Raw genomic sequence first — 21,403 nt, 5'->3', positions numbered from 1 at the left:
TCCGCAAGATAGGGGGCCGGCGCACTGCGGTGCGTCGGCCCCTTTTTTCATGTCGGCCGGTATCGCCGTCGGCCTCGCACGAAGGGATGTGTTCGGGAAGCATTACGGCCAGGCTTCGTTGTGGCTTCAGGCGAAAAAAATCGGCTGGGAAAGTCCATTTGTGCCGGATTTCCTCTAAAAACAAAGCATCCCCCCGTTCGCGCCGAAGCGGTTCACGCATTTGGCGAAATCCCAGAGGAAGTGATGCGCCACGCCATGGTAGTTCCGGATTCGGTGACGGTTCGATCCGCTCACCAATTCGTGGCAGTTCTCCGCGCGAAGCTTGAAGAAGATCAGGACGTCGATCTTGATCTGTCTTCACTGGCCGAAGTTGATCTTGCTTTCATCGAGATTATTTACTCTGCGCGCGGACAATGGGCGCGTGCGGGCCGCGATCTGCGGCTGACGCAGCCCGCCAGCGGCGCCGTAGCCGCCCTGCTCCAGCGCGCGGGCTTCCTGACGGACCTTACCCCCCCGGACATCGAATTCTGGTTCCACGGAGAACTGCCGCAATGACTGCCTCTATCCTCACCGTCGACGATTCCCCCAGCCTGCGCATGGCGATCCGCATCGCGCTGACCGGCGCGGGCTATGATGTCACCGAAGCCGGCGATGGCGTGGAAGGCCTTGCCGCAGCGGGCGCAAAGCGGTTCGACCTGATCATCACCGATCTCAACATGCCCAACATGGACGGACTGACGATGATCCGCGAACTGCGCAAGGCGCCCGAACAGGCCGGCGTACCGATCATCTTCCTCACCACCGAAAGCGACGATGCCATGAAGCAGCAGGCCAAGGCGGCCGGCGCCACCGGCTGGCTGGTGAAGCCCTTCGTGCCCGAACAGCTGATCAAGGTTTCGCGCAAGGTGCTGGGCCGGTGAGCACGCAGGACCCGGTCGCGGCGTTCCGCGTCGAGGCGGGCGAACTGCTGGACCTGATCGAGCACGGCTTGCTCGACCTTGACCACCGGCTGGACGACCGCGCGCTGATCGACGAAGTGTTCCGGGGGCTGCACACGCTCAAGGGATCCGGCGCGATGTTCGGCTTCGACGCGCTGGCCAATTTCACCCACCACTGCGAAACCGCGTTCGACCGCGTGCGCAAGGGGCTGGCCCCGGCGACGCAGGAACTGGTGGCGGTGATCCTCTCCGCGCGCGATCACATGCGCGCGCTGATCGAGGGCGACGGCACCGGGTTGGAAAGCACTGGTGCGGTGATACTGGAGCAGCTTCAGGCGGCGATCGACGCGGCGGGGGGCGAAGCATCCGCTCCTGCTGCTTCTGCCGCGCCGACGGCGCAACCGAAGCAGGTCGCGTGCGGCGGCTGGCGCCTGTTCTTCCGGCTTCCCGCCGACGCCATGGCGAATGGCACCAACCCGCTGATGCTGCTCGACGAGCTGCGCGAACTGGGTGAATGCAAGATCGTCGCGCGCACCGACACGGTGCCGCCACTGGCCGAACTGGTGCCGACCGAATGCCACATCGGCTGGGACGTCGAACTGCGCGGCGACATCTCGCGTGAGGATATCGACGACGTCTTCATCTTCGTGATGGACGACATGGAATTGACCGTGGAGCCGCTTAGTGACGAGGGCGCCGAGGCTGCGCCCGAAATCGCCGAGGAAATGCCTGTCGTGGAGGCGCCTGCCACCGCGCAGGACGGTCCAGCGAACCGTGCCGGCGCCAACCCGAGCGGCAACCCGAGCGCCAAGCCCGCTGGTGAAAGCGTGCGCGTTCCGGCCGAGCGGCTGGACGAGCTGATGGACCGCGTGGGCGAACTCGTGATCGTGCAGAGTCGCTTGTCGCAGCTTGCCAGCGGGCAGGGTTCGGCAGTCGGCAACGAGCTGGCGCTTCGCTCGATTTCCGAGGAAATCGAACGGCTTGCCGGTGAATTGCGCGATACCATGATGGTGCTGCGCATGGTGCCCGTTGCCAGCCTGTTCAGCCGCTTCCGCCGCCTGGTCCACGATCTTGCGCGCGAAACCGGCAAGACCATCGAGCTTTCGACCGAAGGCGAGACCACCGAAGTCGACAAGACCATGATCGAGCGTCTGGCCGATCCGATGGTCCACCTGATCCGCAATGCCTGCGATCACGGGCTGGAAACCCCCGAGGATCGCCTTGCCGCCGGCAAGCCGGCCGCCGGACAGGTTCGCCTTTCCGCCCATCAGGCGGGCGGCGAAGTGCTCATCACCATCCGCGACGATGGACGCGGTATCGACCGCGCCCGCGTACGCGCCAAGGCGGAAACGCAGGGGTTGATCCAGCCCGGCCAGCAGGTGTCCGATCACGATCTGCTGCAGATGATCTTCCACCCGGGCTTCTCCACGGCGGCGCAAGTGACCAACCTTTCGGGGCGCGGCGTCGGCATGGACGTGGTGAAGCGCACGATCGAGAGCCTGCGCGGCGCCATCGACATCACCTCGGCGCCCGGCGAGGGCTCCACCGTGGTGCTGCGCATTCCGCTGACGCTGGCGATCATCGACGGGCTGCTCGTCCGCGTGGGCGAGGGCCGCTACGTGATCCCGCTCGGCGCGGTGGAGGAATGCCTCGAACTCAGCCTTGAGGAAGACCTGCGCTCGCGCGGTCGCAGCTTCATCACCTTGCGCGACCGGCTGGTGCCGTTCCTGCGCCTGCGCGAGATCTTCGACACCGGCACGCGGCCCGATCCGCACCAGAAGATCGTCGTCATCGCCACCGGCACCGAGCGTGTCGGCCTGGTGGTGGACCAGATCATCGGCAGCCACCAGACGGTCATCAAATCCATGTCGCCGCTGCACCGCGACGTGGCGACTTTCGCGGGCGCCACGATCCTGGGCGACGGCGGCGTCGCCCTGATCCTCGACGTCGCGCAGCTCGTCATGCTCGGCCAGAACCAGGAGGAGCGGCTTCGCGCCGCCGGATAAGCACCCATGAGCGCACAACCAACCGCCACGCAGTGGGATGCCGAGGGCAATCTCGAAGTGCTGACCTTCAATTTGGGCGCTGAGACTTTCGCGCTGGAAGCCACGCTGGTCCGCGAAATCCTGGACCTTCTGCCGGAAACCCGCGTCCCCGGCGCGGCGCCGCTGCTGGGCAGTGTCGTCAACTTTCGCGGCAAGATCATCCCGATCGCCGACCTTCGGCTGGCCTTCGCCATGCCGGCGGCCGAAGCGACCGTCGACAGCCGCATCGTCGTGATCGAGACGCAAGTCGAGACGGATGCCGGGGGCGAAACGTTCCAGATCGGCATTCGCACCGACAAGGTTCACGAAGTGGCGACGCTGCAGCGCGCCGCCAGCGAGGAACCGCCCGCCGTCGGCATGCGCTGGCGCCGCGATTTCGTTCGCGAGCTGGTTCGCCGGCAGGACGGCGTGGTCGTCCTGCCCGATCTGGCCGCGATTTTCCACTCGCTGGTCGGCGGCACCGATGCCGCCAGCCAGCCGTCCACCGTCCATTGAGCCCAGCCGATCAACCGAGCCGATCGGCCGGGCCGAAAAACCGCGGAGCCACCATGCGCGCAACCATCAAGCTGAAGCTTTGGGGGACCTTCGGGCTCCTGCTGATCATCATGACGGCGACTATCGTGGTCGGCGTTTCCCGCCTCACCACGCTTAACGACGCTGTCGGCAACCTGGTGACAGGCCCCGCGCGGCAGCTCGACCGCGCCCGCGCCATCGACAGCGGCGTGAGCATGATGGTGCGCGCCGAGAAGAACCTGGTCCTCACCGAGGATGCGGTGGAGCGCCGCGAGCTGGAAACGCGCATCGCCACCACGCGAGACCGGGTCGACCAGGAAGTGGAACAGGGCAATACCGCCGCCTCGGGCGAGACGCGCAGCGCCTGGGCGCAGCTTCGCGAGCAGTGGACCGCGTTCAAGCCGGTGAACCAGCAGGTGAGCGACCTCAGCAGCCGCGACAAGGCTGCCGCCGCTGCGCTGACCATGGGCGAATCGCGCGATCGGGTCCAGGCCGTGACCAAGACCGTCGAAGGTCTGGTCCAGGTCGAGCAGCGGACGATGGCGAAGGCCGACGACGACACCGAAGTGACGTATGGCGCGGCCCGTTCGCTGATGATCGGTATGGGGCTTGCAGCCGTGCTGATCACTGTGATCGCCGCGGCCTATCTGGGACTGGTGATCTCGCGCGGACTGAAGGCGGCCGGCGATGCCATGCGCCAGGTTGCCGACGGTGACCTTACCCGCACCGCCGAAGTCAGGTCCAACGACGAGATCGGCGATCTGCTGGGCCATGTGAACACCATGATCGAACGCCTGCGCGGCGTGGTCGGTGATGCCACTGTGGCTGCCGAGAACGTGTCGGCGGGAAGCCAGGAGCTTTCGGCCAATTCCGAGCAGGTCTCGCAAGGCGCCACCGAACAGGCCGCCGCTGCCGAGCAGGCTTCGGCCTCGATGGAAGAGATGGCCGCCAACATCAAGCAGAACGCCGACAATGCCGCGCAGACCGAGAAGATCGCGCGCCAGTCCTCCAAGGATGCGGAAAGCAGCGGCGTTGCCGTGAACCGCGCGGTCGGCGCCATGCGCACGATTGCCGAGAAGATCGGCATCGTTCAGGAAATCGCCCGTCAGACCGACCTTCTGGCGCTTAACGCGGCCGTGGAAGCGGCGCGCGCCGGTGAGCATGGCCGCGGCTTTGCCGTGGTCGCATCCGAAGTGCGCAAGCTCGCCGAACGCAGCCAGCACGCGGCAGCGGAGATCGGCGCGGTTTCCACCGAGACCGTGCAGGCAGCGGCCGAGGCGGGCGAGATGCTTTCCAAGCTGGTGCCAGACATCCGCCGCACGGCCGAACTGGTCTCTGAAATCAGCGTCGCCTGCCGCGAACAGGATATCGGTGCCTCCCAGATCAACGAGGCGATCCAGCAGCTCGACCAGGTGACCCAGCAGAACGCCGGCGCTTCCGAGCAGATCTCGACGACTTCCGAGGAACTGGCCGCGCAGGCCGAGGAGCTTCAGGCTTCGATCGCTTACTTCCGCGTCTCCGATCACGCCAATCGCCGCAAGGCCGCGCCGGTGGCGGTCCGTCAGGCGGTCCAGGCGGCGGCCGTGCCGCGCAGGGCACCGGCCCGGCCGCCGCGCGCGCTTTCGGTGGCCGACCAGCAGGCCCGCGCCCGCGGCTTTGCGCTCGATCTCTCCACCGGCGGTCCCGACAGCGAGGACGAGGCGTTCAGCACTCACGCGGCCTGACGTCTCCTCCTGACTAACCTCACATTACCGACTTTCCCCCCAATCCGCCTTCCAGGATTCCCATTGCCATGCGCGCTACCATAAAGATGAAACTGGGCGTGACTTTCGCCATCATCCTGATCCTGCTTGCAGTCGTCGTCGGCGTCAGCCTGACGCGCCTCGGCACGCTCAACACCGCCATCACCGACCTCATCAGCGGCCCGGCCGCCCGCCTCGACCGCGCGCAGCAGGTCCAGGTCGTGTTCGGCACGCTGGCGCGCAATGAGCGCAACATGACGATGACGAACGATCCGGAGCTGGTGAAGGAATTCGACGACAAGGCCAGCCGCTCGATGACCGAATTCGATCGGCTGCTGGAAGAAGGCGAGGCGAATGCCCAGGCCGAAACCAAGCAGGCCTGGCGCGAAATGCGCACCTCGTACGAGACCTTCAAGCCGCTGGACGCGCGCATCAGGGCGATGGCCCGGGCCGGTCAGAACGACGAAGCCGCCGTGCTGGCGCTGGGCAGCGCCCGCGATTCCCTGGACCGCGTCACCAAGCTGACCGAGGACCTCGTCGCCCGCGCCCGTGAAGACATGGGTAAGGTCGATAAGGAAACCGACGCGCTCTATGCCTCGGCACGGGCCACGCTGCTGACCGTCGCCGCCGTCGCCTTCATCGGCGCGCTCGTGGGCGCGGTGTGGATCTCGCTGATCGTCTCGCGCGGTCTCGGCCGGGTCGGCACTGCGATCAATGCGGTGGCCATCGGCGACCTCGACAACGACGTGGAAGTGACCTCGAACGACGAGATCAAGGACCTTGTCGACACCGTCAACAAGATGACCGCGAACTTGCGCGTCAGCGCCGCCCTGGCCGACAAGATCGCTGATGGCGACCTGACCGTCAGCCACAAGCCCCTGTCGGAACAGGACAAGCTGGGCCATGCGCTCGTCCGCATGATCGAGCGCCTGCGCGGCGTGGTGGGCGATGCCACCGTGGCGGCCAACAATGTTGCCAGCGGCAGCCAGGAACTCTCCTCGACTTCCGAGCAGGTCTCGCAGGGCGCGACCGAGCAGGCCGCTGCGGCAGAGCAGGCCTCGGCCTCGATGGAAGAGATGTCGGCCAACATCAAGCAGAACGCCGAGAATGCCGCCCAGACCGAGAAGATCGCGCGCCAGTCGGCCCAGGACGCCGAAGCCAGCGGCATCGCAGTCGACCGTGCGGTAGGCGCCATGCGCACGATTGCCGAGAAGATCGGCATCGTGCAGGAAATCGCCCGCCAGACCGACCTGCTCGCGCTCAATGCGGCTGTCGAGGCGGCGCGCGCGGGCGAACATGGCCGCGGCTTCGCCGTCGTCGCTTCGGAAGTGCGCAAGCTGGCCGAACGCAGCCAAGGCGCGGCCGCCGAAATCGGTGCCGTTTCGTCCAATACCGTCGATGCCGCCACCGAGGCGGGCGAGATGCTCTCCAAGCTGGTGCCCGATATCCGCCGCACCGCCGAACTGATCTCGGAAATCAGTGCTGCCTGCCGCGAACAGGACATCGGCGCGGGCCAGATCAACCAGGCGATCCAGCAGCTCGACCAGGTCACCCAGCAGAACGCCGGAGCTTCGGAAGAGATTTCCGCAACATCGGAAGAACTGGCGGCTCAGGCCGAGGAACTTCAGGCCTCGATCGCCTACTTCCGCGTCGACGATGCCGGCAAGGCGCCCCGTGCCGCCGCCCCGGCCCGCAAGCCAAGCTCGATCTCCGCATCGATCAAGACGGCGGTGAAGGCGCCCGCGAAGCGCCCTGCGGCCGCCAATGGCCAGGCCCGCACCAACGGCTTCGCGCTCGACCTCGCGATGGGCGGGCCGGACGATCACGACGACGCCTTCGGGATGCACGCGGCATGAGCGACGTCCAGGAGATCCAGGCCGTTACCTTCGGCCTGGGAGCGGAGATCTTCGCGGTGCCGGTGACACTGGTCCGCGAGATCCTGGACTACCGCGAAACCTTCCGCATTCCGGGCGGGCCGGACTATCTGCTCGGCCTCACCGACATGCGCGGCGAAGGCGTGACCACGATCGATTTCCGCCTGCGGCTGGGCCTGCCGCAGACGGAACCGACGCCGGCGACGCGCATCCTGGTGGTGGACATTCCGCTGGAGGACCGCGTGCTGGTGCTGGGGCTGGTGGTGGACCGGGTGATCGAGGTCACCAGCTTCCGGGCGGACCAGATGGGCGGCGCGCCCGATGTCGGCGTGCGCTGGCCGTCCGAATATATCGGCGGGGTGGTGAAGCGCGAGGAGGGCTTCACCGTGCTGGTGGACATGCCGCGCATCTTCTCGGCCGAGGAAGCCTCGCGCCTGTCGTTCGCTGCCTGACGTCCTTCGCTGCCTGACCCTCAATTCGAATTCTGGAGCCGCGCAGATGACCGCAACCGCGCAAACGACAGCCTTGGCCAATCGCACTTCGTCCAGTGCCCTCGCCGCAGGGCACCATGGCAGCGACCCGATGAGCAAGCGCAATTTCGCGCGGCTGGCGGCCTACATCTACGAATATTCCGGCATCAAGATGCCCGAGAGCAAGAAGACCATGCTCGAAGGCCGCCTGCGCCGCCGCCAGCGGGCAAGCGGGTCGCGCACGCTGGACGACTACTGCGACTACATCTTCGCCGGTGAAAACCTGGCGCAGGAAGGGCTCTCGCTGATCAATGCGGTCACCACCAACAAGACCGACTTCTTCCGCGAGCCCGGCCATTTCGACTACCTGAGCAAGGTCATCCTGCCGGAGATGACCGCGCGCGGCGTGCGCACGATCCGGGCGTGGAGCGCGGCCTGCTCGACCGGGCCGGAACCCTATACCCTGGCCATGGTGCTGGACGATCATGCCGAGACCCAGGGCGGGCCGGACTACGGCATCCTGGCCACCGATCTCGATACCGACGTGCTCGAAACCGCGCGCGCCGGCATCTATCCGGCGGAACTCGTCGATCCGGTGCCGGACGCCCTTCAGCGCAAATATGTGATGTTCCCGCGCGATCCGGCGCGGAACGACGTGCGCATGGTGCCCGCACTGCGCAGCGCGATCGGCTTCGCCCGGCTCAACCTGATGGACGATCGCTACCCGGTGGGCGAGCCCATGCATTTGGTGTTCTGCCGCAACGTGCTGATCTATTTCGACAAGCCGACGCAGCGCAAGGTCGTGTCCCAACTGGTCGATTGCCTGAAGCCGGGCGGCCATTTGTTCCTGGGCCATTCGGAATCGATCACCGGGCACGACCTGCCGCTGACGCAGGTGGCCAATACCGTGTTCCGGAAGGGCTGAGGCAATGGTCACAGGCAAGAAGATCCGCGTTCTCGTCATCGACGATTCCGCCAGCGTGCGTCAGACGATGACCGCGATCCTCCAGGAAGATCCGGAGATCGAGGTGATCGGCTCCGCCCCCGATCCCTTCAGCGCCGCGCGGCGCATCCAGGAGGAAGTGCCCGACGTCATCACGCTGGACGTGGAAATGCCGCGCATGGACGGCATCACTTTCCTGCGCAAGCTGATGTCGCAGTGCCCGGTGCCGGTGGTCATGTGCTCCTCGCTGACCGAAGAAGGCTCCGAAACGCTGCTCCAGGCGATGGAAGCGGGCGCCGTGGACGTGATCCTGAAGCCGCGCATCGGCGTGGCGGACCATCTGGCCGAGCACAACCTCCAGATCCGCGACGTGGTGAAGGGCGCCTCCCGCGCTCGCGTTCGCGGCCGGCCCGCGGTGCGCGAGGCGAAGCCCGAAGCGCCGCAGAAGAAGCTGACCGCCGATGCCGTGCTGCCGCCGCCGAGCGGCCGGGCGATGAGCCGCACCACCGAGATGGTGGTCTGCCTGGGCGCTTCCACCGGCGGCACCGAGGCGCTGCGCGAAGTGCTGGAGGCGCTCCCCGCCAATGCACCGGGTGTCGTCGTGGTCCAGCATATGCCGGAGAACTTCACCCGCGCTTTCGCCAAGCGGCTGAACGGCCTCTGCGAAATGGACGTGAAGGAAGCCGTGGACGGCGATCCCGTGCTGCGCGGCCATGTGCTGATCGCGCCGGGCGGCAAGCACCTGATGCTGGAGCGGCAGGGCGCGCGCTATCACGTCGCGGTCAAGGACGGTCCGCTGGTCTCCCGCCATCGCCCTTCGGTGGACGTGCTGTTCCGCTCCGCCGCGCGCTCGGCCGGATCGAACGCGGTGGGCGTCATCATGACCGGCATGGGCGACGACGGCGCGCGGGGCCTGCTGGAAATGAAACAGGCCGGCGCCCGCACATTCGCGCAGGACGAGGCGACCTCGATCGTGTTCGGCATGCCCAAGGAAGCCATCGCGCGCGGCGCGGCGGACCGGGTGGTGCCGCTTGGCGCCATCGCCCGCGAACTGCTTGCGGCAACCAACCGATGATGACGATGGAAGAACATGGCTGGCCGATGATCGATAGCGCTTATTTCCCCGAACCGGCTCTGGACGAACCGGCCGAGGCCGATCTCCAAAGGGGCGTGAACCCTGTCGTTCTCTCGCCCAATGGCCCGGTTGCCCCCGTCGTTTCCGGTGCTTCGCTTGGCGAACTGGCCGAGGCCATTGCCAGGATCGCGGGCGGCCTCGATGCGCGCTTCGTGGCGGCGGGCACGGCGCTTGCCCGTGCCTACGAGATCGTCGAAGGCCTGATCGGCGCGCTCGAAAGCGTGACCAATGCCTTCGAGCGCGATGCCGCCGATGCCGCCGTGGGCAATATGCGCGGCACGGCCGACCGGCTGACGCGCCTGCCCGCGATCCAGGCCGCGCGGAAGGAGGCGCTGGTGTCGATCGAGCGCGCCAGCGCGGCGCTGGCCAACCAGATCGATCAGGTCAACCGCACCCTCAGTTTCCTGCGCATCTGCGGCCTCAACATCAAGGTCGCGGCGGCGGGAGCGGGAGACTTCTCCGGGTTCGCCGATACCATGTTCGTCAAGCTGGACCTCGGCGAAACCGAGATGGAGGGTCTTTCGAAGGAGATCGGCTGGCTGTCGGAAGCGGTGCCGGCGATGTTCGAGGTTGAACGCCAGCTGGCCGGCGAATGCGCGCTGGTGATACCGCATATCCCCCGCAAGCTGTCCGCCGATGCCGTCGCTCTCCAGCAGCATCAGCTGGAGCTGGCGGAACGCGCCTTGCGGATCGCGGAAGTGGCCCGCCATATCCGCGCGCAAGTCGGCACGGCCCTGGGCGCGTTGCAGGTAGGCGACAGCACGCGGCAGAGGCTGGAGCATCTGGCCGACGGGCTCCACGATGTGAGTGCCTTCATGGCCGCGCCGGGCGCGCTTTCCGCAGAGGTCGCCGGAACGGTGGCGGATCATGCCCTGGCCCTGCTTTCGGCGCAGACGCTCGATACACTGGACACGTTCCAGCGGGAATCGCGCCTGCTCGCCACCAGCCTGCGCGGAATCGGACCGAGCGCGGCCAGCCTGCTCGAACTGCGCGAAACCGATGAGGGGGTGGGCGACGGTGCAGGTGGGGGTGAGGGCGTGTTCCTTCACCGGCTCGAACGCAGCGTGGCCGAAGTGGCGACTGTCACCGAGCGCTTGCGCGAGGCCGATGCCCGCTCCAGCCGCCTGAGCAGCCTGGCCTCGACGACGGCGGAAAACCTCGCGCAGCGATTGGCAACCGTCCACCGCATCACCGGCGAAGTCCAGCAGATGGCCTGGAACACGGACTTGCGCTGCTACCGCATGGGCGAGGAAGGGCGGGGCCTTGCCGTGATCGCTTCCGAGATCCGCGGCTTCGCGGCCACGCTCGCGACGATCGCCCTGGGCATCGCGCAGTCCTTCGACGGGCTGACCGCCGCGGCCGGCGTCATTCGTGGTTCCGAGGAGGATGCGCCGGTCGACGCCGGGGCGGCACTGGCGGAATCGCTGGATTGCATCCGCGATGGCGGAGAGCGCATGCGCTCCGGCCTCTCGGAACTCGATGAGGGTGCGGTTTCCGTGACCGCCATCCTGGAGGAAACCACCGGCAGGATCGATTGCGAGGCCGAGGTCGGCGGTCCGCTCGCGGCTATTGCAGAGCGGCTTGCTCTGCTCGGCCGGGAGGCGGCCGACATGCCAGAGGACGGTGCGGAAGCGCTCGGCCAGCTGCTGGGCGCGATCGGATCGCGCTATACGATGGCCCGTGAGCGCGAAATACACCGCGCCTTCCAGCCGGGCGGCGTGGCGGATACGGCCCCTGCCGCCGATCCGTTCGACCTCGCCCTCGATGACGACGATTTCGACGACGGTCTGTTCTAGGAACTGCCGATCCCGGAGCTGGCCGCTGCCGGGGCACGGGTCGCGGAGGCGCCGTGGCGGTAGCCAGGCTGCGCGGGTTCGCCGAAGGCCGCGAGGATGCGCTGCTGGCGCGCGGCCAGGCTGTCGCGATAGGCGGGGTGCGTGACGATATAGGCCTCGTCGTTCTGCACGGCTTTCACCACGGCGCGGCCAAGCCAGAGCGGATCCATCATGTTGGCCTCGATCATCGCGGCGCGTTCGGGATCGTCGGCGGCGCTGGCGGCCGCATCGTGCTGCGCCATCCGGCTGCGCGTGAGGCCGGGGAACAGGGTGGAGACCCCAACGCCGGCCGGCGCCAGTTCCTCGCGCAGCGCGTCCGACAGCCCCAGTACGGCGAACTTGCTGGCCGAATAGGCCGCGAAACTGCCGAATGGCGTGAGGCCGTTCATCGACGAGGTATTGACGATATGCCCCGCGCGCCGGGCCACCATTTCCGGCGCAAAGGTCCTGATGCCATGGAAGACCCCGGCGACGTTGATCGCCATGACATTCTCGAAGGCCTCCGGGGTCACCTCCAGCAGCGGGCCGAAGCCCGTGGAGATGCCGGCGTTGTTGCAGAGTACGTCGACCTCCCCGAAGCGCTTTGCCACGGCCTCCTTGGCCCTTTGCCAGCTATCGGGATGGCGGACGTCCAGCTTCACGATCAGGACTTCGGTGCCCGGTGGCAGCGTTTCCGCTTCTTCCTGCGCGAAGTCCGGGCTCAGGTCGGCCAGCACGATACGGGCGCCGCGTTCGGCGAAGGCCCGGGCCATTCCGCCGCCGATGCCGCCACCGCCGCCGGTGATGAAGATCGTCTTGCCGCTCAGTTCGAACATGATGAAATTCCCTGATCCGCCGTGGAGCGATCGATCCGCATCCGGTCTCGCCAGACGGCACTTTTCACTTCGTCCGGTCCCTGGATCTCCACCGCCAGGGCGACATGGCCGAGCGACAGCATCAGGTCCATCAACCGCCGCCCGGCGGGGGGCAGGGTGGCGAGGTCCCGGTCGTCGAGCCAGGTGAGCGCGGCCTCCAGCAGCGGGCTTGCCGCCTCGAAGAAGGCTTCGCGGGCCTCCGGGCTCGATGCCGTGCGCTGCGCCGCGCGCCTCGCGGTGCCGGACAAACCCCATTGCGCAACGAACGGCTCCAGCGCGGAGAAGCCGCCGGGCAGGGTTGACGCCTGGTTCATGGCCTCTCTCCCAGCGCACGGGCATGGGCCTGGACCCGGGAGTCCACTTCATTGAAGAGATGGCGGCAGAGCGCTTCCATGCTCTGGAAATGGATATGGTCCAGCGCACCGCTGGCCAGGCCCTTCTGCCCGCGTTCGATCATCGCGATGTCCTCGCAGTGGATGTCGCGCAATTGCGCCAGGGCATATTCGCGGGCGAAGCGGGTGCTGGCGTTCCCGTCCTCGCCCACCCAGTAGAGCCGCACGACGCCGCGGGAGCGGTCGGCCGAGATCGGGTAGACCGTGTGCGAGAAGGGCTGCGTGGGCGTGCCGATGACGAAGAGGTTGGGGAAGAACGCCAGGTAGTCGCGACCGAAGGGCAGGTCGAGCAAGCCCTGTTCGGCCACGGCGGGAAGGCCCCGCATCGCGGCGGCGCGCTGGAAGGGCTTGAGATCCGGCGCGGGGTTGGACCAGATACGCTGGGTGCGGTGCGGACCGTCGAACCCCAGGCTGGCCGGATATCCGAAGGGATTGTCGCCGCCGATCCCGGCGCCGCCGGAGCGGGGGTGGATGAACCGCAAGTGGTAGTTTTCCTGGAAGTTGTCGTACGTCAGCTTCCAGTTGGCGTCGATCTCGTAGGAGTATTGGCTGAAGGTCGTGGCCCGCGCCGCCGGCATCTGCTCCAGCCGTTCGGCATAGGCGCCGAGCCATATGCGCAGGGGCGGTGCATCCGGGTCGAAATTGACGAAGAGCATGCCGCCGCATTCCTGAAGCGCGACGCGGGGAAGCGCGCAGGCGGGCTTGTCGAGATGGAAAGCCTCGAAGTCCGGCGCGGACAGCAGCGCACCGTCAGCTCCGTAAGTCCACATATGGTAGGGGCAGGTGAATTTTGACTGGCGGCCCGACGCCTCCTCCACCAGCTGCGTCCCGCGGTGCGTGCAGACATTGTGGAAAGCCCGCAGCACGCCGTCCTTGCCGCGCGCGATCAGGAGGGAGGCTTTCGCAAATTCCAGATCGCGGCGCACGAAGCAGCCCGGTTCCGGCAATTCGCAGACATGCGCCACATGGATCCAGCTTTTGAGGAACACCGCCTGGCGTTCCAGCTCGAAGTAAGCGGGATCGTGATAGGCCCGCGCCGGGATCGGCCCGGTGCCCAGCCATGCCAGTTCATCGGGCGGGATGCGCTGAAAACTCGAAGCGGCGTCAGGCACGGAACGATCCTCTCGTTGCGGATGATCGCGGGTGTACCGGGGGCATTTTATATTTCCAACACACCTGTTGTAAAAATGGCCGATCGCGGTCCGATGATCGTCATGGCGAAGTTCTTTCCGGCGCCTGGGTCATCGTCACGGGATCAGGGGCGCGGGTAGTGCCGCCCGGGCGCGCTGGGGCGAAAGCCGGTCGGACCCGCAGCAAAAGCGGGCTTTCCGGGCGATGCGTCTTGAGAGTCGTTCGCGGGGAACAAGCGCGCCTGCGCAACCATTGCAACGCCAACAATCCCCTAGCGAGGAAACGACCATGACGAAGACCACCCAGGACCGCAGCGCCTTTCTGACCGACGTGGAAACCCTGCGGGCCCGTGCCCGCAAGTCGCTGGACGACGGGGCGGTGATGCCCAGCTATCAGGGCGATGTCGAAAAGACGATCGAGCTGCTGCAGACGGTGGTGGCAACGGAACTCGTCTGCGTCCTGCGCTACCAGATGCACGCCATCGCGGCCGACGGCATCACCTCGAAGAGCGTCGCGGCCGAGTTCGAGGAACACGCCAGGAGCGAGCACGACCACATGCTGATGGCGGCAAACCGCATCGATCAGCTGGGCGGCGAGCCGAACCTGAACCCAGAGGGCCTCGCGTCGCGCTCGGCGACGGAATATGGCGACGGCGGAAACCTCGTGGAGATGATCAAGCAGAACCTGATCGCGGAACGGCTGGTGATCGAGCACTATCAGGAGCTGATCCGCTATTTCGGCGACAAGGATCCCACGACGCGCATCATGCTGGAGCACATCCTGGCCGACGAAGAAGATCACGCGGCCGACATGCACGACCTGCTCGTGGCGCACGAAGGCCAGCCTTTCCTGAAGGGCTGACACCGCGCCGGATCCGGGCTGTCACGGCCGGGGTAGGCGCGGGGGCGTCGCCCGGCCGGCGCTATTTGCCCGCGGTCTCTTTCGCGGGCAGCAACCGGGTCCAGCGCGCGTCCAGCGCGGCCTGAGCGCCCCGCGCGCTCACCCGCGAGACCAGCGACACGCCGCGCAAGGTGATGCTGTGCCCGCCCAGCCAGTGGCCGGAGATGCTGTACCCCACATCGTAGATCGCCACGTCCTCGTGCGCGGTGCCGTCCACCAGGAAGCGGGTGGTGATGGCCACGGGCAGCCGTTCGTCGCCTCGGCTGTCATCGGGCAGGCGGGCTTCGTTGCGGGCTTTCTTCAGTGCCCGCTCGAACCAGGAAGCCTCGATCCGGGGCTCTCCCGTGGTTTCGGCAGGCGAGATGCCGAGCGGTGAGGGGAAGGCGAGGCGCTGGCTCTGGACGGACTGGTCGGCAGAGGCGGGCCTGAGCGCGATCTGATCGCCGCCGGAGCCTGAAGACACGAGCACGAGCGTCGCCGCCTGCGTCGACGCGCGGCGGGCATCGGCGCTTTTGGACGCCTCGGTTTCGCTGCGCTGGCTCCAGCTGTTCCATAGAGTCAGGCCGGAAATGGTGACGGCGATCACTGTCAGCACTTCGCCCAGAGTTATCCAGCGGCGCCGGATCGCGGCGGCCTCGTTGGCACGGGCTTCGGCTGCGGCGCTAGCCTTGGGGTCGGGTGTGGAATCGGAATCCGGGGCGCTGTCGTTCACGGCGGCGATTCCATCATCCGCGGCCATCGCCGTCAAGCGCAAGCTGGCTACCAGGTGCCGCCGCCCAGCGCACCCTGGCGATATTCCGCGATCCGGCGCAAGGTTGCGGGGGAAGTCGTGGCCGGCAGGCCGTCCAGCGCGAACCAGCCTGCCTGGGCGATCTCGGCCGTATCGTTGCGCTTCAGGCCGTCCGCGCCACCGTGCGGAATACGGGCGACATAGATGACGATGTGGTCGTCCTTGCCCTCGCCCCGGCTGTGGTAGACGCCCAGAATGCGTTCGATCGCGGGGCGGGAGATCGCCACTTCCTCTTCGAGTTCGCGCAGCAAGGCCGCCTCCACGCTCTCTCCCTTCTTCACCCCGCCGCCCGGCAGGTACCACTGGTCTCTATAAGTGTGCCGCACCAAGGCGACACGGTCGTCCCGGTCCAGCAGGACGGCGCGGACGCCGATGGTCCGGGGCCTGGCCACTTTCCAGACGATCCGCGCCGCCTTGCCGAGAAGCCGATGATGCAGCGCCATGAAAACTCCCAGGAGGCGGTGTCCGGCCGCATGTCGAAAGTGGACCAGCGCCGCCCGCCCGGCAAGCGGGATTGCCGCATTCCGGCCGTCCCACTCGATTGCAAGGTCGCCAATTCGCCCCAAGCCGACTATCGCGCCCGATCGTTCGGTGAAAGGATGATGGGCGAACATGGCAGGATACGAACCGCCCCGCATGGATCTGCGCCTCTTGCGGCAATTCGTGGCCGTTGCGGAGGAGCTGCATTTCACGCGGGCGGCCACCCGGCTCGGCATGTCGCAGCCGCCGCTGACGGCAGCGATCCGGCGGTTGGAGGAGGAAGTCGGCGCCACGCTCATCGAGCGCGGCCGCAAGACCGTGCGACTGACGCCTGCGGGGCTGGTCATGCTGGAGCAGGCCAGGCGGCTGATGCGGGCGGCGGAAGAAGCGCTGGCGCTCACGCGCGACACGGCGGAAGGCAAGCGCGGCAAAGTACGGCTCGGCTACGTCGGCAGCGCCATGTACGGACGTTTGCCCGCCGCCCTGCGCGCCTTTCGCAGGGCCTGCCCCGATCTGCGGGTGGACCTGCATGAGATGACCACGGTCGCCCAGGTTCGCGCGCTGAGAGAGGGCACGCTCGATCTGGGGATCGTGGTTCCGCCGCTGTTCGACCTTGCCGGACTGCGCACGGCCTCTTTCGACGAGGACAGGCTGGCGATCGCCCTGCCGGTCGGTCATCCGCTGGCAGGCGGCGACGCCGTCAGTGTCTCCCGTCTCGTCCACGAGCCCTTCGTATGCTGGCCGCGAAGCGAAGGGCCGGGCTTCCATGACCAGGTCGTGAACTTGTGCGGCGAGCAGGGCTTCGCGCCCCAAGTGGAGCAGGAGGCGCACAGCATGCATGCCGTGCTTTCGCTGGTCGCGGTGGAGGCGGGCGTGGCGATCGTGCCGGCCAGCATGCGGCAGGTGCGCGCCGCCGAAATCGCCTATTTCCCGATTGCCGGGGACACCGCGCGCTTCGATCTTCTGCTCTGCCGTCCCGAAGGCAGCGTCCCGGCAGCGACCTCCCGACTGGAGGCCGCGCTGCTTCGATAGCCTGCGCCTATCACGGCGGCCTGTCATCGATATTGGACCGGGCCGTGCCTGCCCGCCATTTCGGCCGCGAACGAGGACAGGCATGATCGATTTTTCCGGACGAGTAGCTTTGGTGACCGGCGCCGGACGCGGGCTGGGCCTTGCTTATGCAAAAGGCCTGGCCGCGCGCGGAGCGACCGTCATCCTGCAGGACAGCGGCACGCTGGCGGATGGTTCGGGCCGGGATCCTTCAGTGGCGGAGGCTGCGGCGCGGGCGCTGCGGGAAGCCGGCGCAACGGTCTTCGCCGCGCCGGGCGACACGGCGAGCCGCGCGGCCTGCCATGATCTGGTGGCCGAAGCGATAGGTGTCCACGGCCGGCTGGATATCCTCATCCACAACGCGGGGTGGGTGGGCTACCAGCCGATCGAGGAACTGGAGTCCGATTTCCACGCGCGGATGATGCAGGTCGGCGTCGATGCGCCATTGTGGCTGGTGCAGGCGGCCTGGCCGGCCATGCGCGAAGCGGCGTTCGGGCGCATCCTGCTCACCACGTCCGATCGGGCGATCTACCCGCAATATGCGCAGGCGGGCCTGGCCTCTTATGGCGCGGCCAAGATGGCGGCGATCGGTATCGCCAATATGCTTGCCCACGAAGGCCGGCCTTACGGCATTACCGCCAATGTGATCTCGCCCGTGGCCAAGACCCGCATGTGGGGCATCGAAGGCGAGCCGGACGACCTGCGGCCCGACGCCGTCGCGCCCGGTGCGCTCTATCTCGTGGCGCCCGATTGCACCGCCAGCGGATGGGTCCTACGCGCCGCGAACGGTCAATTTACCGCGACGCAGGCCCGCGAGGCGGCAGGCGTGACCTATCCCCGCGACCTGAACGCGCTCACCGCCGCGACGCCGGAGGATCTGGCCGCGGCATGGCCGCGGATCGCGGCCGCATGGCCGGAAGCCCGTGCCGATACGCGCGGGCCTCTGGCGGCCAGCCCCTTGCAGGCTTCCTGATTTAGGTCCAACGGACCGTGTTTCCCCCATTAAGCTCTTGAGGAGAATGGAAATTCAGAAGGTAATTCAAGTGATCGTCGTCGTGGTGGTCGCGTTTACGGTCATGTTCGGCGGACGCTGGTACATGTATGTCGCCCAGGCCGAGAGCCCCTATGACGAAGTGGGCATCGCTCTCAACGGCTATATGCCGGGCCCGCTGCGGACCTGGGGTTGCCACAAGCTGAAGGCCCGTTTCGAAAACCAATTGCCGCCCTATGGCTGCGGCGGTGCGGACGGTCGCACCTGGATTTGACGCAGGCCGGGCAGGGCGACGATCCGCGTCGACCTGCCCGCCGGGGCGCCCCGCCTGGATGGAAAGCGGGGCCTCGATGGAAAACCGACCGACCGACCGGCTTCCGCTCGGATCGGCCCCACGGTGGAATTTGAAATGATACAGACTCGATTTGCGGCAACGCTGATGATCGCCGGACTTGCGGGCCTTCCGGCGCAGGCAGACGCGGCGCGTTCCCCGCTGCTCGCGCAGCCCGAGCAGGCACAAGTGCAGGCGCTCGAAAAGGCGCTGGCCTCGGCGCCTCCGGCCTTGAAGGCGGACGTGGCCGCAGCGCTGCCCACCCTGCGCCCCTACATCGCCACCCTCATGTGCGTGCAGGACGACAGGGCCACGCAAGGACTGGTCGAGAAATTCGTCGGATCGCGCGGGACCGCCATGTTCAATGGCTGGGCCGGCGCGATGTCCCCGGCCAAGCGCATGCGCCACCACGACATGTCGGGATGCGTCACGGTCACCCGCATCCAGAACTGGAAGCGCGTCGCCGCCAACGAGTTCAGGTTCGACATCCTGTTCACGGCGGAAGACAGCGGCGAGAGCTATCTCTGGAACAATGTGGTGCACAAGGAACCCGACGGAACCTGGCTGATCGCCTGATCTTCCGGCAGGTCGGCGGGGCCGGACAGTGCGTCCACGGGGGCGCTATCGCTCTTCGCGCAGACCGGCCCCGCGCCCGAGGGGGAGAGCGGGGAGGATGACGATGGCGGCGATCATCGGCACTGCCAGGGCGATGCAATAGGCCGCGCGGCTCCAGCCGGCGGCCATCAGCATGCCGGCCAGATAGGGCCCGGCCACCGCGCCGATCCGCCCGCCACCCAGGCCGATCCCCGTCCCCGTGGCCCGCATCTCGGGCGGGAACACTTGCGGCAGGATCGTATAGAGGCAGGTGATCGCGGTGTTGAGGAAGAAGCCGGTGATGAAGGCCGCCGCGATCAGGGCGACGGCGCGCGGCGGCGCCAGTCCATAGGCGGTGAGAGCCAGCCCCATGCCCACGAATACCGCTGCGGACAAGTTGCGAAGGCCGAAGCGGTTCGCCAGCAATCCGAACAGAAGGCAGCCGATGGCGCCCGCGACGTTCATCATCATGGAGGCGTAGATACCGATACTGTCGCTGAAGCCCAGTTCCGAGAGTATCTTCGGCGTCCAACTGATCGCGAAGTAGACCGTTGCCATCACGCACATGTTGAGCAGCATGACCAGGACAGTGGCGGCGAGCATCGGGCCGCGGAAAAGATCGGCAAAGCCGGGGCGGTTCTCGGCCGTCCGGGCCGCGAGCGGCGGCAGCCTGTCGAGCGGCGCGCGGCCGAGTTTGCGCTGGACCCGGTTGATCTTGTCCAGCGCGCCTGCCGGGCGGCGCGCCGAAAGGAACTGGATGGACTCGGGCAGCAGCCAGAGCACCAGGGGGACGAGCAGGGCAGCCGCCGCCGCGCCGAGCAGGTAGATCGATCTCCACCCGAAAGCCCCGATCAGCGGCACGGCGGCCAGCGCGCCGACAGTCGCGCCGACGGGATATCCCAGCGCCATGCAGGAGATCGCAAGGCTGCGACGGCGCGGAGACGCATATTCCGCCACGACCGTGTTGATGCTCGCCAGGATGCCGCCGATGCCGAGGCCGGTCAGCACGCGGGTCGCCGCCAGTTGGCTGAGATTGCCGGCAAAGGCCGAGGCGAACATGCCGGCGGCCAGCAGGACCAGGCAGAACAGGATCGCCGGCCGCCGCCCCAGCTTGTCGCCGAGCGGAGAGATGGTGAACGCGCCGATGCCCATTCCCGCCAGTCCGGCGCTGAACAGCCCTCCCACCTGGGTCGGTGCGAGGCCCCATTCGCGCGATATGGCCGGCGCGGTGAAGGCCACTGCCAGCACGTCGAAGCCGTCGAGCGCATTGATCAATACGCAGACGCCGATAGCGGCGATCTGGAAGACGGACATCGTCTCCCGATCGTCCGTCCCGATGGTGGGCGGCCCTGCCGCCGTGACACTTGCCATGGTCATCCTCTCCAGTCAGCATCCGCTGAAGCGGTGCTTTGGGGGGATGCTAGGCATGCTGCCTGCGAACGCCCGTATCGCATTCATGCTGGGAGCTATGCCGCTCCTGTTATAGCGGCGCGGTGGCTAGAGGGAACGCCGAAGCGTTTCGCCCATGGCCATGCTGCTTTCCTGCGTGGTCGCGTGTTCGCGAAACAGCATTTCGGCGCGCAGGGCGTCGCCCGCACGCAGCGCATTGACGATCGCGTGATGCTGGCGCTGGGCATAGCGCATGAGGTCCATGATTTCGGCGTCCTCCAGTTCTTCGAAGGCGATGACCGCCGGCGATGTGAAGGGCACGACGTTGCAGCGGGCGATGAGGTCCCGCAGCAGGAGATCGTCGGCGCCTTCCACGACAGCGGTGTGAAAGCGCTCGTTGAGTTCGCCGTATCGCTCTTCCAGTACTTCCGACAGTGTCCCGGCCTGCAGCAGTTCGTCCACTTCGGCGATCAGCGGGGCCAGCGCATCGGCAATCGCCTTGCCTCGCCCGGCCAGCACGATGCTGCGCGCCGCATAGCCTTCCAGCATGGCGCGGAGATGCAGGGCCTGGAGGCTTTCGGCGCGCGTGAACGAACGAACCGCATAGCCGCGCACCCCCGCCTGGACCAGCAGGCCTTCCAGCGCCAGCGCCGGAAGCGCCTGGCGTATCGGCGTGCGGGACATCGCAAGCCGCTCCGCCAGCTCGACCTCGCGCAGCCGCTCGCCCGGCTTCAAGGTGCCGCGCAGGATCATTTCGCGCAGCCGGGTCAGCGCCGAAGACTTGGCACGAAGGGTGGTGGCGTCATCCGGAAGAGAGGTCATGGCGGTGAACCTACACACCTGCTGCGGACCCGCCAAGTTCCGTGGATCCAAAAATGGGATCCAAACTCGCTATAAATCGACAATTATCGAAAGGTATTGACGTACTTTGGATCCAAAGTGATTATCCAGGCATCGAATCGCGGCTGAGATCGCAATCGGTTCCACAGGAACGGGCTAACAAGGA

Annotated in this window: 22 protein-coding genes; 15 read left to right on the top strand and 7 right to left on the bottom strand. The window is 67.0% G+C overall.

Features of this window, described 5'->3' with window-relative positions:
* Positions 1-120 precede the first annotated feature (120 nt).
* The 10 genes from EDF58_RS15090 to EDF58_RS15045 all read left to right on the top strand — a co-directional run bounded on the left by EDF58_RS15090 (position 121) and on the right by EDF58_RS15045 (position 11,456).
* A complete protein-coding gene (locus EDF58_RS15090) occupies positions 121-555 on the top strand; it encodes an STAS domain-containing protein (protein ID WP_132267029.1) in 435 nt (144 codons plus the stop codon).
* On the top strand, positions 552-920 hold the full coding sequence (locus EDF58_RS15085; protein WP_086492540.1) for a response regulator: 369 nt from the start codon (positions 552-554) through the stop codon (positions 918-920). Before EDF58_RS15090 ends, EDF58_RS15085 begins: the two co-directional genes overlap by 4 nt.
* Positions 917-2,944: a chemotaxis protein CheA gene (locus tag EDF58_RS15080; RefSeq protein WP_132267027.1), complete on the top strand. Its 2,028-nt coding sequence runs from the start codon at positions 917-919 to the stop codon at positions 2,942-2,944. Before EDF58_RS15085 ends, EDF58_RS15080 begins: the two co-directional genes overlap by 4 nt.
* Before the next feature lie 6 nt (positions 2,945-2,950).
* Positions 2,951-3,478 (top strand): chemotaxis protein CheW, encoded by a 528-nt coding sequence (locus EDF58_RS15075; protein ID WP_132267025.1) that lies wholly within the window; start codon positions 2,951-2,953, stop codon positions 3,476-3,478.
* 53 nt (positions 3,479-3,531) lie between these two features.
* Positions 3,532-5,220 (top strand): methyl-accepting chemotaxis protein, encoded by a 1,689-nt coding sequence (locus EDF58_RS15070; protein ID WP_132267023.1) that lies wholly within the window; start codon positions 3,532-3,534, stop codon positions 5,218-5,220.
* Between the two features lie 68 nt (positions 5,221-5,288).
* Positions 5,289-7,094: a methyl-accepting chemotaxis protein gene (locus tag EDF58_RS15065; RefSeq protein WP_132267021.1), complete on the top strand. Its 1,806-nt coding sequence runs from the start codon at positions 5,289-5,291 to the stop codon at positions 7,092-7,094.
* Positions 7,091-7,564, top strand: a complete 474-nt coding sequence (locus EDF58_RS15060) for a chemotaxis protein CheW (protein WP_132267019.1) — start codon at positions 7,091-7,093, stop codon at positions 7,562-7,564. Before EDF58_RS15065 ends, EDF58_RS15060 begins: the two co-directional genes overlap by 4 nt.
* A gap of 130 nt (positions 7,565-7,694) precedes the next feature.
* The gene (locus EDF58_RS15055; RefSeq protein WP_132267236.1) at positions 7,695-8,507 is read left to right on the top strand and encodes a CheR family methyltransferase; all 813 of its coding nucleotides are present in this window, start codon (positions 7,695-7,697) and stop codon (positions 8,505-8,507) included.
* 4 nt (positions 8,508-8,511) lie between these two features.
* A complete protein-coding gene (locus tag EDF58_RS15050) occupies positions 8,512-9,600 on the top strand; it encodes a chemotaxis response regulator protein-glutamate methylesterase (protein ID WP_132267017.1) in 1,089 nt (362 codons plus the stop codon).
* Positions 9,597-11,456, top strand: a complete 1,860-nt coding sequence (locus EDF58_RS15045; protein ID WP_132267015.1) for a hypothetical protein — start codon at positions 9,597-9,599, stop codon at positions 11,454-11,456. Before EDF58_RS15050 ends, EDF58_RS15045 begins: the two co-directional genes overlap by 4 nt.
* Here EDF58_RS15045 and EDF58_RS15040 read toward each other — a convergent pair.
* Genes EDF58_RS15040 through EDF58_RS15030 form a run of 3 tightly spaced genes read right to left on the bottom strand, consistent with a single transcriptional unit; the run spans position 11,453 to position 13,853 of the window.
* Positions 11,453-12,310, bottom strand: coding sequence for an SDR family oxidoreductase (locus EDF58_RS15040; RefSeq protein ID WP_132267013.1), 858 nt, complete (start codon positions 12,308-12,310; stop codon positions 11,453-11,455). The two genes, EDF58_RS15045 and EDF58_RS15040, sit on opposite strands and share 4 nt — an antisense overlap.
* Positions 12,298-12,663, bottom strand: a complete 366-nt coding sequence (locus EDF58_RS15035; protein ID WP_132267011.1) for a hypothetical protein — start codon at positions 12,661-12,663, stop codon at positions 12,298-12,300. The genes EDF58_RS15040 and EDF58_RS15035 overlap by 13 nt, the downstream gene beginning before the upstream one ends.
* Entirely contained in the window at positions 12,660-13,853 is a 1,194-nt protein-coding gene (locus EDF58_RS15030; RefSeq protein WP_132267009.1) for an aromatic ring-hydroxylating dioxygenase subunit alpha, read from the bottom strand. Before EDF58_RS15030 ends, EDF58_RS15035 begins: the two co-directional genes overlap by 4 nt.
* A 307-nt stretch (positions 13,854-14,160) precedes the next feature.
* Here EDF58_RS15030 and EDF58_RS15025 point away from each other — a divergent pair, with 307 nt between their 5' ends.
* On the top strand, positions 14,161-14,733 hold the full coding sequence (locus tag EDF58_RS15025) for a ferritin-like domain-containing protein (RefSeq protein ID WP_132267007.1): 573 nt from the start codon (positions 14,161-14,163) through the stop codon (positions 14,731-14,733).
* 61 nt (positions 14,734-14,794) lie between these two features.
* Here EDF58_RS15025 and EDF58_RS15020 read toward each other — a convergent pair whose 3' ends face one another.
* Together EDF58_RS15020 and EDF58_RS15015 are read right to left on the bottom strand one after the other, a co-directional pair.
* Positions 14,795-15,484, bottom strand: a complete 690-nt coding sequence (locus EDF58_RS15020) for a hypothetical protein (RefSeq protein WP_243654275.1) — start codon at positions 15,482-15,484, stop codon at positions 14,795-14,797.
* 47 nt (positions 15,485-15,531) lie between these two features.
* The gene (locus tag EDF58_RS15015; RefSeq protein ID WP_132267005.1) at positions 15,532-16,005 is read right to left on the bottom strand and encodes an NUDIX domain-containing protein; all 474 of its coding nucleotides are present in this window, start codon (positions 16,003-16,005) and stop codon (positions 15,532-15,534) included.
* A gap of 169 nt (positions 16,006-16,174) precedes the next feature.
* On the opposite strand from EDF58_RS15015, the gene EDF58_RS15010 reads away from it, so the two are divergent.
* The 4 genes from EDF58_RS15010 to EDF58_RS14995 all read left to right on the top strand — a co-directional run bounded on the left by EDF58_RS15010 (position 16,175) and on the right by EDF58_RS14995 (position 18,990).
* A complete protein-coding gene (locus tag EDF58_RS15010) occupies positions 16,175-17,074 on the top strand; it encodes a LysR substrate-binding domain-containing protein (RefSeq protein WP_207912999.1) in 900 nt (299 codons plus the stop codon).
* Between the two features lie 82 nt (positions 17,075-17,156).
* A complete protein-coding gene (locus tag EDF58_RS15005) occupies positions 17,157-18,065 on the top strand; it encodes an SDR family NAD(P)-dependent oxidoreductase (protein WP_132267003.1) in 909 nt (302 codons plus the stop codon).
* A gap of 46 nt (positions 18,066-18,111) precedes the next feature.
* Positions 18,112-18,357, top strand: coding sequence for a hypothetical protein (locus tag EDF58_RS15000; protein ID WP_243654274.1), 246 nt, complete (start codon positions 18,112-18,114; stop codon positions 18,355-18,357).
* Positions 18,358-18,492: 135 nt separating this feature from the next.
* Complete coding sequence (locus tag EDF58_RS14995) at positions 18,493-18,990, top strand: hypothetical protein (RefSeq protein WP_165921432.1); 498 nt, start codon at positions 18,493-18,495, stop codon at positions 18,988-18,990.
* 45 nt (positions 18,991-19,035) lie between these two features.
* On the opposite strand, the gene EDF58_RS14990 is transcribed toward EDF58_RS14995, so the two are convergent.
* Complete coding sequence (locus tag EDF58_RS14990; RefSeq protein ID WP_165921431.1) at positions 19,036-20,379, bottom strand: MFS transporter; 1,344 nt, start codon at positions 20,377-20,379, stop codon at positions 19,036-19,038.
* Between the two features lie 126 nt (positions 20,380-20,505).
* Complete coding sequence (locus EDF58_RS14985) at positions 20,506-21,219, bottom strand: GntR family transcriptional regulator (protein ID WP_132266998.1); 714 nt, start codon at positions 21,217-21,219, stop codon at positions 20,506-20,508.
* Positions 21,220-21,403: the final 184 nt, after the last annotated feature.

The sequence above is a fragment of the Novosphingobium sp. PhB57 genome (assembly GCF_004342985.1).
GTDB lineage: Bacteria > Pseudomonadota > Alphaproteobacteria > Sphingomonadales > Sphingomonadaceae > Novosphingobium.
Note: the sequence above shows the minus strand (reverse complement) of the source record. Positions and strands in the feature narration are given on the sequence as shown.